Annotated in this window: 19 protein-coding genes; 7 read left to right on the plus strand and 12 right to left on the minus strand. The window is 62.5% G+C overall.

All coding sequences use genetic code 11. The features are described from left to right. Positions 1 to 17: 17 nt before the first annotated feature. The gene (locus QMA15_RS22935; RefSeq protein WP_290286674.1) at positions 18 to 1220 is read right to left on the minus strand and encodes a YbfB/YjiJ family MFS transporter; all 1203 of its coding nucleotides are present in this window, start codon (positions 1218 to 1220) and stop codon (positions 18 to 20) included. 95 nt (positions 1221 to 1315) lie between these two features. Here QMA15_RS22935 and QMA15_RS22940 point away from each other — a divergent pair, with 95 nt between their 5' ends. The 3 genes from QMA15_RS22940 to QMA15_RS22950 all read left to right on the plus strand — a co-directional run bounded on the left by QMA15_RS22940 (position 1316) and on the right by QMA15_RS22950 (position 3456). Further along, entirely contained in the window at positions 1316 to 2236 is a 921-nt protein-coding gene (locus QMA15_RS22940; RefSeq protein ID WP_029256662.1) for a LysR family transcriptional regulator, read from the plus strand. Beyond that, complete coding sequence (locus QMA15_RS22945; RefSeq protein WP_290286677.1) at positions 2233 to 2922, plus strand: hypothetical protein; 690 nt, start codon at positions 2233 to 2235, stop codon at positions 2920 to 2922. The genes QMA15_RS22940 and QMA15_RS22945 overlap by 4 nt, the downstream gene beginning before the upstream one ends. A gap of 96 nt (positions 2923 to 3018) precedes the next feature. Beyond that, on the plus strand, positions 3019 to 3456 hold the full coding sequence (locus QMA15_RS22950; RefSeq protein ID WP_290286679.1) for an SRPBCC family protein: 438 nt from the start codon (positions 3019 to 3021) through the stop codon (positions 3454 to 3456). 19 nt (positions 3457 to 3475) lie between these two features. Here the strand turns inward: QMA15_RS22950 and QMA15_RS22955 are convergent, their stop codons facing one another. Next, on the minus strand, positions 3476 to 3943 hold the full coding sequence (locus QMA15_RS22955) for a hypothetical protein (RefSeq protein ID WP_020971317.1): 468 nt from the start codon (positions 3941 to 3943) through the stop codon (positions 3476 to 3478). Positions 3944 to 4058: 115 nt separating this feature from the next. After that, positions 4059 to 4685 (minus strand): class I SAM-dependent methyltransferase, encoded by a 627-nt coding sequence (locus tag QMA15_RS22960; protein WP_021333254.1) that lies wholly within the window; start codon positions 4683 to 4685, stop codon positions 4059 to 4061. A 108-nt stretch (positions 4686 to 4793) separates the two neighbouring features. On the opposite strand from QMA15_RS22960, the gene QMA15_RS22965 reads away from it, so the two are divergent. Continuing rightward, positions 4794 to 5039, plus strand: coding sequence for a DUF3253 domain-containing protein (locus tag QMA15_RS22965; RefSeq protein WP_019745995.1), 246 nt, complete (start codon positions 4794 to 4796; stop codon positions 5037 to 5039). A 42-nt stretch (positions 5040 to 5081) separates the two neighbouring features. On the opposite strand, the gene QMA15_RS22970 is transcribed toward QMA15_RS22965, so the two are convergent. The 6 genes from QMA15_RS22970 to QMA15_RS22995 all read right to left on the minus strand — a co-directional run bounded on the left by QMA15_RS22970 (position 5082) and on the right by QMA15_RS22995 (position 9924). Continuing rightward, a complete protein-coding gene (locus QMA15_RS22970) occupies positions 5082 to 5726 on the minus strand; it encodes an NmrA family NAD(P)-binding protein (RefSeq protein ID WP_290286683.1) in 645 nt (214 codons plus the stop codon). Beyond that, complete coding sequence (locus QMA15_RS22975) at positions 5684 to 5992, minus strand: NmrA family NAD(P)-binding protein (RefSeq protein ID WP_356702028.1); 309 nt, start codon at positions 5990 to 5992, stop codon at positions 5684 to 5686. Before QMA15_RS22975 ends, QMA15_RS22970 begins: the two co-directional genes overlap by 43 nt. A gap of 10 nt (positions 5993 to 6002) precedes the next feature. After that, entirely contained in the window at positions 6003 to 6503 is a 501-nt protein-coding gene (locus tag QMA15_RS22980) for a hypothetical protein (RefSeq protein ID WP_064689064.1), read from the minus strand. Positions 6504 to 6624: 121 nt separating this feature from the next. Next, positions 6625 to 7143 carry a MarR family transcriptional regulator gene (locus tag QMA15_RS22985; RefSeq protein ID WP_003943230.1) on the minus strand — a complete coding sequence of 173 codons (519 nt, stop codon included), beginning with the start codon at positions 7141 to 7143 and terminating at the stop codon, positions 6625 to 6627. 54 nt (positions 7144 to 7197) lie between these two features. Further along, positions 7198 to 8658, minus strand: coding sequence for an amidase (locus QMA15_RS22990; RefSeq protein WP_290286688.1), 1461 nt, complete (start codon positions 8656 to 8658; stop codon positions 7198 to 7200). Positions 8659 to 8697: 39 nt separating this feature from the next. After that, positions 8698 to 9924: an MFS transporter gene (locus tag QMA15_RS22995; RefSeq protein WP_290286689.1), complete on the minus strand. Its 1227-nt coding sequence runs from the start codon at positions 9922 to 9924 to the stop codon at positions 8698 to 8700. 119 nt (positions 9925 to 10043) lie between these two features. Between QMA15_RS22995 and QMA15_RS23000 the strand changes: the two genes are divergently transcribed. Then, positions 10044 to 10943: a LysR family transcriptional regulator gene (locus QMA15_RS23000; protein ID WP_290286691.1), complete on the plus strand. Its 900-nt coding sequence runs from the start codon at positions 10044 to 10046 to the stop codon at positions 10941 to 10943. Between the two features lie 68 nt (positions 10944 to 11011). Continuing rightward, entirely contained in the window at positions 11012 to 11500 is a 489-nt protein-coding gene (locus QMA15_RS23005) for a hypothetical protein (protein ID WP_290286694.1), read from the plus strand. 63 nt (positions 11501 to 11563) lie between these two features. On the opposite strand, the gene QMA15_RS23010 is transcribed toward QMA15_RS23005, so the two are convergent. From QMA15_RS23010 to QMA15_RS23020, 3 genes are all read right to left on the minus strand, one after another. Next, positions 11564 to 12424: an acetylxylan esterase gene (locus tag QMA15_RS23010; protein ID WP_290286696.1), complete on the minus strand. Its 861-nt coding sequence runs from the start codon at positions 12422 to 12424 to the stop codon at positions 11564 to 11566. 184 nt (positions 12425 to 12608) lie between these two features. Next, a complete protein-coding gene (locus QMA15_RS23015) occupies positions 12609 to 13535 on the minus strand; it encodes a LysR family transcriptional regulator (RefSeq protein ID WP_290286698.1) in 927 nt (308 codons plus the stop codon). Continuing rightward, positions 13532 to 14422, minus strand: coding sequence for a LysR family transcriptional regulator (locus QMA15_RS23020; protein WP_264613630.1), 891 nt, complete (start codon positions 14420 to 14422; stop codon positions 13532 to 13534). The genes QMA15_RS23015 and QMA15_RS23020 overlap by 4 nt, the downstream gene beginning before the upstream one ends. A 233-nt stretch (positions 14423 to 14655) precedes the next feature. On the opposite strand from QMA15_RS23020, the gene QMA15_RS23025 reads away from it, so the two are divergent. Next, positions 14656 to 15528 carry an ABC transporter permease gene (locus QMA15_RS23025; protein WP_020909703.1) on the plus strand — a complete coding sequence of 291 codons (873 nt, stop codon included), beginning with the start codon at positions 14656 to 14658 and terminating at the stop codon, positions 15526 to 15528. Positions 15529 to 15530: the final 2 nt, after the last annotated feature.

Genomic DNA, 15530 nt, shown 5'->3' on the forward strand with positions numbered 1-15530 from the left:
GTGCTCCGGCGGTTTCGTCATCTGACATCAGAAACTACCTCCTCAGTCGAGGTGGCTGTCCGAGGGTCCGCATCGAGATCGGAAGGGAATCGGAACCGCAAAACCGCGGCGGCCACTGCTGCGCCCAGAACGACGGCCGCACCCAACAGCAGAGCGTCGCGATACCCGTCTCGCAGCAACGGAGTGACAACGAGTGGGCCGAGAATCTGACCGACGCTGTATCCAGCGGTCAGCAACGCCACGGCGCGTGGGAACTGCAGGTGCGCGCCGATTGCCAACACAATTGACCCGATACCAAGGAAGGTGACACCGAACAGGAAAGCTGAAATCAGTGCGGGGCCGACGCCTCCGATCACAGCAGGAAGCGCTATGCCCACCGCCTGAATCAACAGGGCAACGAGAAGCAGAGTCGGCCTCGACCAACGCAGGCTGAGCCAAGCCCACAGGGCGCACGAGGGAAATGCGGCCAGACCGACCACTATCCAAGCGCCGCTGCCGACCCATTCTGGAGCGGCGAGATCGATTGCGGCAACAAGGAACGTGCCCGCGATGATGTAGCCGATGCCTTCCAGGAAATAACTGATGAACAAGGCAGTGAACCCGCGTTGGGAACTGGGAGTTCCCGGCGCGTCCGGTGTGATGGTCGGACGCGGTTCCGGCGTCAATCCCCAGGCTGCGACCGCACACACCACTGCAAGGGCCGCAGATGCCAGCCAGGCTGTACTCCAGGTACCGATGAAGCGGACGACCAACACGAGGACCCCGGACAGGGCGATACCCAACCCAACTCCGCCGAATCCCCATCCGGCCAGAAATTGGGACTGCCCCCGAAGGTGCGCGTGCAAAGCGCTGACGGCGATCATGAAGACGAGGGCACTGGCAATGCCTGCGACGAGCCGCAGGGCGAACCAGATGGATCCGTCGTGGGTAGTGGGCATGAGCGCCAAAGTCGCGATGAGGACCACCAACGACGTACGCATCACCGCTGCCGAGCGCACCACGCCGGGAATGAGGATTCCCGCGAGCGCGCCGATCAGGTACCCGACGTAGTTGGCCGTCGCCAGGGTGGCGCCGAGCGAGGCGGACAGACCGGCCTGCGTGTGCATCAACGGCAGGATCGGTGTGTAGACGAATCGACCGATTCCCATGCTCGCCGCCAGCGCAGCGGCAGCTTGGACAGCGTGCGCTCGCGAGGAGACGCCGTTGTGGATTGTGGTCATGGTCTTATCGTGTGCCCCGGCCGCGCCGGACCGCCACGACCGCTTTACTCCTGACTGATAGGCACAACCTCCCACCGCACGTAGCATGAACGATCGTGGAGCTGCGTCAGCTGAGATATTTCGAGGTCGTCGCCGAGGAACTGCACTTCGGCCGAGCCGCGGCGCGGCTACTGATAGCCGGGCCGTCACTGTCGCAGCAGATCATGGCACTCGAGCGCGACCTCGGCGTCAAGCTGTTCGTCCGCGACCGCCGTTCCGTCGCTCTGACGCCAGCCGGCGCGGCCTTGCTCCCTGATGTTCGTGCGCTACTCGAGAGTGCCGAGAATCTGCGACGCCGCGCGGAGCGTCTGTCCGGAGCGGAGCCCGTCCGGATCGGCTACGTAAATTGGCTCCCCACGGATCTGATCGCGCGCACTTCAGGGGTCGCGCAACTGCACGTCGACGCCTGGGTGGTGCCTTCGCACGCGCAGGCCGCGCGGGTAGCGGACGGCAGCCTCGACCTGGCGATCGCCTGGGTGCGGAAAACCGATGTCGCCCAACATGCTCTGAGCGCGAAACTGCTCGGTGCGGATCGGCTCTACGCGGTCTCCACCGGAGAGGACACCACACCGGTGCGGGCACGCGACGTCGTCGTACTCGTCGACGACGACACCACCTCCTGGTATTCGTGGAACGTCTACGCCGAAGAATTCGCTCGCGATACCGGCGCACAGATCCTGCGCATCAACGACGGTGGTATCACCGGTCCGGCATTCTTCGATCACGTCCGTGCCGTCGGCCGTCCGGTCGTCAACTCGCCCAAAGGGCAGACCATCACGTTGCCAAGCGATCTCACTGCACGTCCGGTGATCGACCCCGCGGCGATCTGGACCTGGTCACTCCTGTGCCGCGAGAACGAAACGCGCCCTGCAGTTCTCGCGGCCGTCGACGCTCTCACCCGCGGCGTCACTGATCTCGAAATCCACGAAGACGGGATATGGCTACCCATGGACGATCCTTACCGGAGGACTCGATGACACGACGCGCTATTCGAGTTTTCTGGGGACGACGGCCGGAATCGGTGCAGGCCGTGGCCTCCCGGTGGCGTCGGACGTTGGAGCAAGTCGAATTCCTGTTGCCCGAGGTGGTCGGCGGGTCGTGGCAACAGATCCATTCCGCTGGACCTGCTACTGCCGTGACCGTCGACCAGTTGGCGCAGGTCCTCGAGAACGCGCAGGCCGCCGAAGACTGGTCGGATCGTCTGGGAATCGGATTGAGGCTCGCATCCAGTGGAGGGTCCGAATGGGGGCTCGAACTCTCCGGGTTGGCGGGCGGCGAACCTGAAATCGTCCTTCAGTCGATAATTCTTGCCGTCAGCGCGCCGGACACCGCCGAAGTTCCTGAGACAGACCTACTTCGGATGCTCGCCGCGGAGTGGGAACCGGACTTCGGAGACGTCACCGACGACAACATCCTCGACGCTCTCGAAGACGAGTCCGACTATCGCGTCGGTGATCCCGTGATCGGCCGAGTCGGCTACCTCTCGTCCGCTCGCGCTGACGCGATCCCGGATGACCTGGCAGCAGGCGTTGCCGCGTTACCGGGCGGCGGCGTGTTGCTACAGATCGGGGCCGTCTATGGGGTCGTTCGGGCGTACGAGCGCCTGCGCGAGACCGGCGCACTCGATCCGCTTCCGCGTCCACTGGACCGCGCAGTCCTCTGAAGACGGTTACCGTTCGTCGAGTTTGGGTAGCCCGGGCGTCGGAACGAACTCTCACCGCGGCACTACCGCCGAAAAATGAACCGAAAGGCCCACCGCATGGTTGACGTCACCCGCAAATTCACCGCCGAGGTACCGATCGAAAAGGCTGCGGCGTTTCTCCGCGACTTCGCCAATGCGCCGACGTGGGATCCGGGCACCGAGAGCTGCACGCAGATCTCCGACGGCGCTGTCGGCATCGGAACCCAGTGGCACAACGTGTCCAAGCTGTTCGGCGTCACCACGGAACTGACGTACACGCTGGTGACCGACGAGCTGAATCACGTTGTTCTCGAAGGAAAGAACAAGACTGCCACCAGTACCGACGACATCACCTTGACTTCGGTGGGTCCGAACTCGACCGAGATCGAATATCACGCGAACGTCGAGTTCAACGGTGCCGCCAAGATTGCGTCGCCTCTCCTGAAGGCGGGATTCGAAGCCAAAGTGGCACCAGAGACGGTGAAGAAGATGACGGAAGCCCTCGAAGCGCTCTGACAAGTCCGTCAGGTTCTTGTCACTGTGTGTTGCCGCCGCTCGCGCCACCGTTGCGAGCTTCGATGGCATCGATGGACTTCGTGAACGACTTTCCCAGCACTTGGGTGCCGACGAGTCCGAGTACCGACGCCAGGAGCTTTCCCTTGAGGTTCTTGCCGTCCCGGACCACGACGGCGTCGACATCGGTCAGACCCGTCGGCTGCCGGGTCAGCGTGTAGGTATGGCTCGACGCCCCGCCCCACAGGTTGGAGTCGGTGGTTGTCATCACGACGCGGTGCGGGTCGGTCCAGTCGTAGTGCAGACGCTCCCAGATACCACTGGAGCCCTCGGTGACATCAGCATCGTGGGGTCCTTGTTGGTGCACTTTCAGGTAGCTGTCCGCACTGCGGCCGAAGATTTCCTCACGGCCCGGGCCGAAGTCGGTCAGGCCGGCAAGGACCTGTTCGGGCGTCGCAGTGGTCGTCTTGTGAAGATGGATCGTGGTCATGGCGCCTTCTTTCAACTGTGGATGATCCGGTGCTGAAAAAGCCGGGGAGTGACTCATCCAGCACACCACTCACACGAAATGAATGAAAGAGAATTGCTCGCCCTGTCTCGATCCGCTATTCGACGCCGCGCCGGCTGGCAGTGATTGCGCCGTGCGGCCTGTAACCGCTTCCCGTCCGGGTATGGGTCTCGATCACGTCGAAACCCGCTGTGACCAGCACCTCGGCAAGTTCGGTCACCGGCCATCGATAACCAGTCGTCGCGGCATGATCAAAAGGCTCTACCGTTGTGCCTTCGAAGAAGCCCACCAGCAACCCACCACCTGGGCGGATCACGCGCGCGAATTCAGCGAGCGGTGCCTCGATATCTTGCGGGTGATGGTGAATGAGCGAGTACCAGGACAGCACGCCGCCCAGTGAATTCGTTTTCGCGTCCAATGCCTCGAAGCCCCCGACCTCGAAGGAAAGATCCGGGTATCGGGTGCGGGCTCGTTCGACGAACTCGGGCACGAGATCGATCCCGCTCACAGCCAGCCCGCTCTGGGCCAGGAAGTCTGTCCACTGCCCCGGCCCGCACCCGGCGTCGAGCACGGGGCCGGTCAAAGTGGCGGCCCAGCTGGTCACCAGGTCCCGATCAGATACGTGCGTCGAATCCATCGAGCCGAAGAGGTCCGTGTACTCCTGGGATCTGGCCGAATACGACTTTCGGACTACGTCGCGGCGCGTTGCACTCGAATTCTCCACGCCGTCAATAATTATCGATGTGCACCATTCCTTCGCCACAACTCGCCGAACCGAAGGTTCATACTCTGTCGAAGGCCTACGGTCACGTCCGGAAACTGAGGTCATACGGTGGAAGAGAAAGAACTGGCGGCGAAGATCCGCGAACTACTCAGTGCCCGATCGGCCGAGTCGAGCATCTGCCCCTCCGACGTGGCCCGCGCAGCGGCACCCGACAATTGGCGTCCGCTGATGGACCCCGTCCGAGAGGCTGCCCGCCACATGGTGGCCCACGGCGAAGTGCAGATCACCCAGGGCGGCGAAGTCGTCGACCCGGAATCCGTACGAGGTCCGATCAGGATTCGGTGGGCTCGTTGATCAACCGCGTGACTTCTGGCGGCACTGCTCTCGCAGCGTGAATCAGCGGAAACGGTCCAGATGCTCACGCAGGAACGCATCCAGGCTTCGTGGCTCACGCCCCAGGACACGTGCCACCGTGTCGGTGGGTGACTCCGGGCGCGAGACGGCAAGTTGCTGGATCTCCAGAATGTGCTCGGCCAGCCACGGCGGCATGTGGGCATGATCGACGAGGTTTTGCCGCAGTTCGTGCGGTGGCAGGTCGATATATTGGACGGGGCGATCGAGCATGCGGGTCAGAGAATCGGCGATGCCGCCGTAGCCGACTGCCTCGCTACCCGTCAGGACGTAGGTACCGCCGGCGAGGTCGGCGCGTGTGAGCACGGCCGCGGCGACGTCACCGATATCTCGGCAGTCGATCCAGTTGCACGGCGCGTCCCGCATCGCGCCCAGAATCACCCCTTGCGCAGCCACCGCCGGAGCCAGGAGCAACAGATTCTGCATGAACGCATAGGGGCGGAGCAGAGTGTGGCGGATCCCGGATGCGCGCAGGTGTTCGCCGACGGCATGGTGGCCACGGGAGAGAGCGATGGGGGAGTCGGTCGCGGCGGCGGGATCGGAGATCTTGACGATGTGTTCGACGCCGCTCTCGGCGGCGATGTCGATCACACGCGTTTCGAGCTCGACCTGTTCGAGTCCGTTGGCCATGGCAGGAAAAGTTGTTCAGCCCCTTCGAAAGCCGTGCGTAGCGAAGTTGAGTCTGCGGCATCGGCCGACACTACTTCGACCAAACCGTCGGCCAAATCGCCGAGGTGGGCGCGCAGCCTGTCCGGGTCGCGGGACAACGCTCGGCTCGGCACACCCGAGGATGCGAGACTGCGTAGCAACGCGCCGCCTGTGGTTCCGGACGCTCCCATGATGACGATCATCGTGTTCCTTTCGGTCTTCCCCGCGAAGCCGGGGATCTTTGACATGTGTTGTCTGTCAGGGATTCTGACGGCGCCATCGCCAGCTGACGATGACGGCAGCGACAGCGGCAGATATCGGTAGATCGAGTTGCAGGCGAGCAAGCCGAGCGGTGTCGACCACACTCGTGTGAGCTGGTAGCCAACGGGAGGCGAACCACCCGACGAGACCAGCAATTGCAGCGGCTCCGACGGCAAGAATTGCCGCCACCATGATGCGAGGCAGGGCCGTGGTCCACGGCCGTGACCTCCCGCGACGCTGCAGCCAGGAGCCGATCAGCAACGCCACCACTGCCGACGTGCCCGCGATGGACGTAAATGCCGCCATCGTGAGGCCCGATTGGCCGGATGCGACTCCGCCAGCACCCGCCATCAGCGCAGGGGCAAGGTAGGCGACCAGCACCTCTCTCCACAGGGTGAAAGGTCGTGCGGCGCGACGATCGGCAACCGGGACGCGTCGATTGGAATCGGTTATCTCCCTTTTGTTTTCGCGACGGATCGGCGGGGTGAGTCCGGACATGAAGGAGACCTACTTTCCGATTTTAATTAGGTGGCTAACTATTTGGGCATGGAGGGAGAAGCCTTTGTCGAGAATTGACGACGATTCGAATCGCTACACGAATGCCTGGAATCCCAGCCGACTACTCCGCAGTCAGCGCACCGATACCGCGAACGACCCGCGAGAGCAGGTCCAGAAAAACCGCACGCTCGTCGACAGTGAGCTCGTCGACCATTTCCTCGAGACGAGCAAAGTGTTCGGGCGCCATGTCACGTAAACGCTGAGCGCCGCGAGCAGTCAGGACGACCACCGCACCACGCCCGTCCTCGGCCGACGGACGCCGAGCGACCAAACCCTCCTGCTCGAGGCCGTCGACCAGCCCGGTCACCGTGGCTCGCGAGACGCCGAGATCAGCGGCCAGTCGCGAGGGAGATTTCTCCCCGTCGTGGTCTTCCAGATCCGCAAGCAATCGGTAACGGCCGGTCGACAGTCCATACCTCGCGAAGTGAACCTCGGTTGCTCGACCGAGCCGCGCGCCCGCCGAAATCAGCCGCACCGCAACCAGCACCGCCTGCGGATCGGACCCGAGGCCGTAATGCTCCAACTGCCGCCGCGCCTGATCCAACGTGGGTGAGTCGTGATCGGTTCCGTCCACTGCCATGCAACTAATATGGCACCTAACTACATTCTGGTCAACCCTTCACCAGAGCAAGTCTCAAACGCCGAGCGATTCCTGCGGGGTCGCGAAGCAGTCTGGATGCTCATTCGGATACGGCAGGACCTTCTCGAGGGCGAGCCCTATCGCAAAGGCCGTGTGGTCGTCGTACGGCCGCGTGACTATCTGTGTACCGGTGGGGATTCCGTTCCGAGCGAAACCGGTGGGGATTGTCAGCACCGGGCAGCTGCTCAGGATGTTGAAGGTGATGGCCGGGACAGCCTCGAGGTTGAACTCCAATTCTGTTCCAGCCACATTGATTCCGTGCCCGACGTAGTCGTCGCCGGCAAGAAAGGCCTCCGTCACCACTGCCGGAGTGATCAACGCGTCATACGTGTCGAACAGGGATCCGATCGACGAATACAGTTCGGCTTCGATCGCGAGCCCGTCGAGGAAAGTCGCGTCACCACGGGTGCGGCGTGCCCATCGCGCGAATTCCTTCGCGTACTCCGTGACCTTGTCGGGGTGCGCGGACGCTTCGGCGGAGATCGATGCACCGAACACGTGATCGTAGTGAATGGCGGCCGCACGCATGATTGCAGCGCGTGACAGGTCGACTTCGATGATCTCCGCGCGTGCGCCCAGCGCAGTGAGGGTGTCCACCAACTTGGCGGTGTTGGCGGCAACGTCCGGATCAACCGGCCAGTCACCCAACGCCGGGATCACGGCGATACGCATTCCTGTCAACGAATGCGTTGCGAGGCCGGGCAGCGGCGATGCCGGCACATGCGAGGCAATGTCAGTGGAAGTCGGTCCCGCGATGACCGACTGCATTGTGAGGCAATCACTTACGGTGCGAGCCATCGGACCGCAGTGGCAGTAGCGATCGAGATTGAAGGGCGGATCGACGGGGACACGGCCATGCGGTGGCTTGAACCCGACAATTCCGTTGAGAGACGACGGAGTTCGGATCGAACCTGCAACATCGGAACCGGTAGCCAAGTGCGTCATACCGGCGGCAAGTGCGACTGCCGATCCACCGGAAGACCCGCCGGAGGAGTATTTCGTGTTCCACGGATTGCGAGTGACGCCCCACAACTCGGACTGTGTGAACGCGGCCGAGGAGAATTCGGGTGCCGTCGATCGCGCGTGGACGATGGCACCGGCGTCGACGATCCGCTGCACGAAAGTCGAAGTGTGGGTGGCGATCAAGTCCTCATAGACCTTGGACCCTTGAGTCCACGGTTGGCCTTGTACCGGTTCATCCTCTTTCACCACAACGGGAACACCGGCGAGCGGAAGGCTGACATCCGAACCGCGGGCGTAGTGGCGTTCCGCTGACTTCGCTTGCGCCCGTGCCGCATCGAAGAAAGTGTGTCCCACTGCATTCAAGGTCGGGTTGAGCGCCTCGATACGTTCGATGGTGGACTCGAGTACCTCCACCGGAGACAGCGATTTGTCCCGGTAGCGTTCGAGCATCTCGGTCACATCCATGAAGGTTGAAACGGGTGTCTGGCGCATATCTGTTGTCCTGCCTCTATGAAGGTTTTGTGTAGGCGGCTAGGTTGTCAGTTCATGCTTTGCCACGACGGGATTTCGGAATGTGGCGAGCAGCATTGCGAGAGTGGCGATTCCCGCGGCTATCCAGAAGACCGTTTCGGAACCGGAGTGGTCATGAATGCGTCCACCCGCGAACGCGCCGAGGGCGATGCTTGCATTGAAGACTGCAACCCACAGAGCCGCAGCGGCCTCTCGGTGAACGGGAGCGGCTTGTGCGATCCATGTTTGAGTACTCACCGATACACCACCGTAGAAGAGGCCCCAAGCCGCCATGAGCAGAGCAGCTGTGATCAAGGTGGTAGCCGAGATCGGGAACAGGGCAAGGGTGATCGCTACTCCCGCGCTGAGGATGACGACCACAGTCTTCGGAGACTTGGTGGCAGATGGCCCGGCTATGAAGTTGCCGACAACGCCCAGAACCCCGTAGATCAAGAGCATCGTGCCGATCTGCGCAGGGTGCAATCCTGCGAAGAACTCCAGCCCCGGACGCACATAGGTGTACGCCGCGAAATGAGCGGTGACGATGAGCGCGGTAATCGCGATTCCGACCCGGACTCCCGGGTTCCGAAAAGCCACCACGAGACTGCCGAGCGACAAAGCTTGATCAGCTGGCATCACGGGTAGGACAGCGAACATGGCGAGCGCGATCAGCGTCGCGGCGCAGCTGAGAGTCCAGAATGCCACGCTCCACCCGGCCGCTGCTCCGATATACGTCCCCGCAGGGACACCGAGAACTGAGGCAACCGCGATTCCGCTGAAGATGATCGTGGTCGCCAACCCGACGGATCTGGAACCCACCAATTTGGGTGCCAGGCTAGCGGCGAGTGCCCAGACTCCGCCCATGCTCACACCGAGTAGGACGCGAGCAACAGCGAGGACAGCGAAGCTTGGTGCGAGAGCCGTGAGGGCGTTCGCCGCGGCGACTACAAGCATCAGAACGATAAGCGTCGACCGACGATCGAAGCGCCGGGTCACGATGGGCACGAACGGGGCAGTGGCCGCTGCCACCAATCCGGTAATGGCCAGGGAGAGCCCGATGGTCCCTTCGCTTTCCACCAGGTCAGCACCGATCGGGGTGAGTAGCCCGACCGGCATCATCTCTGCCGCGACAACGATGAAGGTGGACGCTGCGATCAGGGCGACCGCAGCCCAGTGGTTCTCGATGGTGTGTGCGTGGGTTGAGGACGTGGGCGCGGGGCTGTTCTGCCCGGGCGCGGAATGTGGCATGTAACCAGAGAAGCTCCCGCACGCCCAAGGATCAACGGCGAATCGCTCATCCAACCATTAGCTCAATTCATCGATGAGCCATGATGGAGTGGTCGAATGAGTCGAGGGTCGGAGTGAAAATGTCGGAGCCTCCGATGCGTGAGATCGAGTGTTTCCTCGTTCTCGCTGAAGAACTGCACTTCGGTCGCACCGGCGAACGACTGTTCATCTCCCAGAGCCGAGTCAGTCAGCTGATCAGCGGGTTGGAGCGCCGTATCGGCACCAGCCTGGTGGCGCGCACCAGTCGCCGCGTACACCTGACTGAATTCGGTGCCGATTTTCTTGCGTCGTTGGCTCCCGCGCATCGTGCGCTTGTCGGAGTAATCGAGGACGCTCAGTCAAGAGCACGGAACATGCCGACGCCGCTTCGGGTGGGTTTCCAAGGAGCAATTTACGATTCGATCGCGGCTGCTGTCTCTCGCTTCGAGATACAACATCCGCAAACTTGCGTGACCATCAAAGAATTACCCCTGGGTGATCCGTTCAGTGATGTACTCGCCGGGCGAATCGATGCGGCAGTGGCACTTCTCCCCGTAGATGAGCCCGAGCTGACAACCGGGCTCGTCTTTTCTCGACAGCCCCAGACCCTGGCCGTCTCAGTCCATCACCCGTTCAGTGAACTGGACGTGATCGACGCCGAGCAGTTGGCGCAGATCTGTCTCGTACCCATCACCGGCCCCGCCCCCGACTATTGGCAGCGTGTGAATTCCCCGAGCACGACGCCGGGCGGAGCCACGATTCCCACGCAGGGCGGGGCGAGCACCGTTCAGGAAGGCCTGTCGCAGGTCGCATTCAGTCAGGTCGGCCTCATCCTGTGCGCGGCAACCGCGGCATACAGCCAGCGCTCGGACATCACATTCGTACCGATCAACGGATTACCCGAATCTGCTTTGGGCCTCGTGTGGCGTACCGATCTCGAAAGCCCACGACTCCGCGCTTTCGCGAAAGCGATCGAGGAAGCACACACCTGTTCCGCCTGACGGCGATCAGTCAAGTCGCGGAAGGACTCCGGGACGTGGGGATGCATCGTGTGTGGGATGATCGCGCCATGTCTGCGATCACCGACTACTTCACCGCGCGCACGGATGAGCACGCCACCTCCGCCCTCGAGGGGCTCGTCGACTTGGAACCAGCGGTGATGGAGGCGAACGATGCCTCTCGCCCGCGGGTTCAGTTGGCTGCGGGTGGGACTCCAGTTCTGCAGGCGAAAGGCGTCGATCCGGTTGTCGCGCTCGGCCGACTGGAGGCAGCCCTCACCGCTCGCCCCTACGACGAGGTCGCAAAAGGTCCACGCTGCGGGAAACTCGTCGCAATGAGCGACGACGGCGACACCCTCGTGCTCACGGTTACCGACGAATTACGCGATGCACTAGCGGAATTGAACGCTGACGGTGTCGCCGCCGCTGCGGCGGCCTGGGCAATCGACGAGACGAGTGAACCGTCGGAGGACTCAGTGCCGTTCCTGACCGCCTTCGCCGAACTAGCGACCAGAGCTGTGGCTCAGGGCGAACGGATGTATGGCTACGTCGTCATTTGAGCTTCTCAATTCCGCCGATCTGAACGGACAGGCCGTTCGTCTTCGACAACTCCCGACTTACCGTCACCCCGGGATCTGCAGGGCCAGATCGTTGCGGTCGAAGTCGGAGAACTGCTGGGTGTCAGTGCAGTATCCGCAGCTCGCTCCGAAGAACTCGGTGCGGGCGTTCGGATCGTCGAGTAGCCAGTACCGCAGCCACGCCGTGCTCGGCCCGCGCATATCGCCGCCGTTGATCGCCGTACCGAAGTGCGTGGCGCCGCGCAGTTCCAGATACTCGGCCGGTACGTGGTCGGCGTCCTCGTACATCGCCCGCACGATCGCCGGCCAAACGATTGCGTCGGCCTGGCCGGCCAGATAGAGAACCGGCTCGTCGATGAGGTCGACATCATTGAGCGGGCCTGGCTGGATCGCGACGGCAGTGTCGACGCGGTCGTCGATCGCAGCATTGATCGCCGCAGACCCGCCCTGCGAGTGCCCCACCACACCAATGTGTTCCAGGTCGACTTTGCCGTAGAAGACGCTCGACGGGCTGGCCGCCTTGTCCGCGATGAGGTCGATTCCCGACCGCATGGTGATGGCGAAGTTACTTGCCGGGGTATTGGCGGCGACCACGATGAATCCGTGGCTGGCGTAGTGGCGCAACAAGGAGGTGTACGCACCGGGGAGCACCCCGGTCCCGTTCCCCCAGATCACAACAGGGTGCTTCTCGCCGCGCGCGCCGAGCTGGCGCGGGTAGTACAGAGTGTGCACCAGCCCGATCGAGACGTTCGGCGTGTACGGCCCTGCACTCGCCCAGTCGTGCCCGACGCTCGGAATACCGGGCGTATCGGCGGCGGCCGGTCCGGCCGGACCAGCGAGTCCGAGTGTCGCGCACAACGCCACCGTCGCTGCAGCATTCGCGAAATACTTCAGAGACTTTCGCATGAAGGTCAACCTTTCGAAGTTGATCCGGAGTGACGCGTATTACATATTTACGGCAGGGTGACCCGTCGGCTTTGTTCGAGGAAACGGACTATCCCAGAAGTGTTGTGTCTGTAGACAAAATAATCGTTCTCGGCGTATGAGCAGCCGCCGCGAATACGCAAAGTCCCAGAGAGATCGACTCCGCCTACAGCTTCCGCGCCGATTGCTCGGCACACAGCCGTAGGAAATGTTCGACGACCTGCGTGTTCTGGCCGTCCCTTGCCACGGCTGCGATCTTCCGTGGCGGCAGTTCGAGTATCTCACCCACAGTGCAGCCCCGTTCGGATGCTCGCTCGGCACTGGAGAGTTCGAGGATGACAGCACCGATCCCTTCGTATGCGAAATCCGCGAAGGCATCGCGATGCTGTGACCTCATCACGAAGGCGTGGTCGATTCGCGGTTCGATCGAACGCAGATGGCGATAGACATCGGAAGTTTCAAACCGCGGTGCGACGACCAAGCCGATGCGCATGAGGTCCTCGCCGATGAATACCCCGCCCACCGGTAGCGGGGTGCCGGGCGGGCAGACAAGGCGCAACTTGTGGTCCGGAAGGCGCACCATTCGAGTCCCGGGAACGCCGGTGGGCGGCGACTCCATTATTGCCACGTCAGCGGAGCCGGCCATGACCGGGTGAATCGCATCGGCCACAGATGACCCCGGCGGAACCGAGATGGTGATTCTCAGATTCGGCACCTCCGAGCGCAGCGCTCCGAGCAGCACCGCGGTGGGATCGTCCGCAAGGCTCGCTGTCGTGGCAACACTGAGGTGGGGGACTGCTGACAGTAAGAACTCGCGCTCGACCACTAATCGGTCGAGCGCGGCCAGCGCTTCGCGTGCTGGATCAATGAGATTCCGTCCGCGCGCAGTCAGCGTCGCGCCGGCCCGGCCCCGATTGAAAAGTCGTCCTCCGACGCGTCTTTCGAGTCGCGCAATTGATTGAGAGACGCTCGATGTTCCTGTGAACTGGTTTGCCGCTGCTGCCGTGATACTGCCGTGTTCGACGACCGCGAGGAAGTCTTGTAGCTGCCGCGGATCGATTCGCGGGGGCGCGGACTCTCCGAAGTTGCTCATCCGGCGTTCCCCATTCCACCTTCGTCACGTAATCGGCTGGTCGTCTCGATAAACGCTTGTGCCGCAGGCGATGGCGTCGAACCGTGGAACATCCAGATATCACGAGTGAGCGGGGGCCGAGTACGACACAGCACCACACCTTCTCCGACTGTATCGGCGACAGATTCGGGAAGGAAGGCGACGCCGACTCCCGCGCGTACAAGTGGGATCATCGAAGCCACAGAGATAGTCTCCGCAACCACCGCCCCGTCCACAGTGCCTTCGCCCAGGCGTTCCGCCAACAGTCGCCGAGTGACATCGTCACGCGGGCTGGTGATCAATCCGATTCGCAACAGATCCGTCAACGCCGCTACCCCCTCGCCTTCACTTCGTGCGGCGGGCACCAGCGCAACGATTTGTTGCCGGCCGAGAAGGATACGTTCAACACCCTCGTCGAACACCTCGTCCACCCCGAGGCCGATATCAGCCTGACCCGAGGCGACCACCGTTCCGATTCCGTCGGTGTCGTTGCTGAGCATCGTCACCGCAACATTGGGAAACTTGCTTTTGAACGCACCGAGGGCCGTGGCCGCCGGATCACGCGCCAATGTTCGCGGACATACGACCGTCAGCCGACCCCGCTGCACGACGTTCAATGGATGCAAAGCGTGATCCAAATCCCGGTATGCCCGAAGCACTTGGGCCGCCGGACCTGTGAGATCGCGTCCAGCGTCGGTCAGGGTGACTCCCCGCGAGCCACGGCGGACGAGCGTCAGGCCGCACTCTTTCTCCATTCTGGCGAGAGCCTCCGAGATTGTCGGCTGGCTGACCCCCAGTCCGCGAGCAGCAGCGGAAATGCTGCCCCGATCAGCAAGGGCGAGAAAGTATTCCAGATGACGCCGGTCCATTGGGATTCCCTTCTCATGGAAGTCCGCGTGCGCGCCCGATTCTGCGCCCGTCAGCCATAGGTAAACCCTATGGCATACCTCTCGAATGTGGCGTAGACGGGAAGAAGAATCCCGTGATCTGCTTCACATATGAACGCAGTGAGCAACAACCCGGGGAGCTTCGACCAGACGCACCCGTCTGCTTTTGTCGAGCTCCTATCGCCGCCTGTGAGCACTACGGAGAAGGCGCCGAAATGACCGAAACCATCACCGCCAGTTCGCCATCCGGCGCTACGTCACCCCGTTCCGCGAGGCGGGCACGCTCTGAGCCGAAGCCCGCTCGACAGCGTCGATCCGGTACACGACGCACCATCGGGGTACGACTGGCCCAGGCCGCACTACTTTTGGTCCTACTCGGAGCGTGGCAGCTCGTCGCATCGCAAGGTTGGATCGAGCCAGTTCTGGCCAAAACGCCAGGCGAAGCCTGGAACTACTTCACCGCAGCAGTGCAGTCGGGGGAGATTTCGACGAACTTGCGTGCCACGATGACTGCCGTCGTGATCGCGTGGATCCTCGCAAGCGCAGTCGGGGTGGCGGTAGGGCTCTCCCTCGGACTGCTTCCGACCCTCGAACGCATCATGAGTCCGTTTCTGGATGCGGCGAATGCCATGCCACGTCTTGCGCTGGCACCTCTGCTTATCGTCATCTTCGGGATCACGATGACGGCGAAGGTCGCTCTCGCGTTCACACTCGTATTCTTCATCGTCTGCTCGAGTGCACGAGCCGGTGTGAAGTCAGTGGACGACGAATGGCTCCGACTTTCCACTGTCCTGAATGCCAGTAAGACACAGGTGTTCTGGCACATTCTCCTCCCCGTCGCGACACCTGGCATTTTTGCCGGTCTTCGGTTGGGGCTGATCTATTCACTGCTTGGCGTCGTGGGTTCGGAACTGATCTCGTCACGGGACGGGCTGGGCCAGCTTGTGTCGATCTACTCGGCCCAGTTCCGGATGGAAGCGGTCTACGCGATCCTCATACTTCTCGCAATCGTCGCAGTCGTCCTCAACCAGGCCATGAACTTCGCCGAGCGCTACCTCCTTCGGTGGCAGCCACCGGCTCGACGATGACA

This window comes from Rhodococcus sp. APC 3903 (assembly GCF_030407755.1).
In the GTDB taxonomy this organism is placed as follows: domain Bacteria; phylum Actinomycetota; class Actinomycetes; order Mycobacteriales; family Mycobacteriaceae; genus Rhodococcus_F; species Rhodococcus_F erythropolis.

Coding starts and splice junctions, on each gene's coding strand:
- QMA15_RS23005 (WP_290286694.1), top strand. CDS start 11,012: ATGTCTGCGATCACCGACTACTTCACCGCGCGCACGGATGAGCACGCC.
- QMA15_RS22975 (WP_356702028.1), bottom strand. CDS start 5,992: ATGTCAAAGATCCCCGGCTTCGCGGGGAAGACCGAAAGGAACACGATG.
- QMA15_RS22955 (WP_020971317.1), bottom strand. CDS start 3,943: ATGACCACGATCCATCTTCACAAGACGACCACTGCGACGCCCGAACAG.
- QMA15_RS22950 (WP_290286679.1), top strand. CDS start 3,019: ATGGTTGACGTCACCCGCAAATTCACCGCCGAGGTACCGATCGAAAAG.
- QMA15_RS22970 (WP_290286683.1), bottom strand. CDS start 5,726: ATGGCCAACGGACTCGAACAGGTCGAGCTCGAAACGCGTGTGATCGAC.
- QMA15_RS22985 (WP_003943230.1), bottom strand. CDS start 7,143: ATGGCAGTGGACGGAACCGATCACGACTCACCCACGTTGGATCAGGCG.
- QMA15_RS22945 (WP_290286677.1), top strand. CDS start 2,233: ATGACACGACGCGCTATTCGAGTTTTCTGGGGACGACGGCCGGAATCG.
- QMA15_RS22990 (WP_290286688.1), bottom strand. CDS start 8,658: ATGCGCCAGACACCCGTTTCAACCTTCATGGATGTGACCGAGATGCTC.
- QMA15_RS22980 (WP_064689064.1), bottom strand. CDS start 6,503: ATGTCCGGACTCACCCCGCCGATCCGTCGCGAAAACAAAAGGGAGATA.
- QMA15_RS22995 (WP_290286689.1), bottom strand. CDS start 9,924: ATGCCACATTCCGCGCCCGGGCAGAACAGCCCCGCGCCCACGTCCTCA.
- QMA15_RS23000 (WP_290286691.1), top strand. CDS start 10,044: ATGTCGGAGCCTCCGATGCGTGAGATCGAGTGTTTCCTCGTTCTCGCT.
- QMA15_RS23020 (WP_264613630.1), bottom strand. CDS start 14,422: ATGGACCGGCGTCATCTGGAATACTTTCTCGCCCTTGCTGATCGGGGC.
- QMA15_RS22935 (WP_290286674.1), bottom strand. CDS start 1,220: ATGACCACAATCCACAACGGCGTCTCCTCGCGAGCGCACGCTGTCCAA.
- QMA15_RS23025 (WP_020909703.1), top strand. CDS start 14,656: ATGACCGAAACCATCACCGCCAGTTCGCCATCCGGCGCTACGTCACCC.
- QMA15_RS23010 (WP_290286696.1), bottom strand. CDS start 12,424: ATGCGAAAGTCTCTGAAGTATTTCGCGAATGCTGCAGCGACGGTGGCG.
- QMA15_RS23015 (WP_290286698.1), bottom strand. CDS start 13,535: ATGAGCAACTTCGGAGAGTCCGCGCCCCCGCGAATCGATCCGCGGCAG.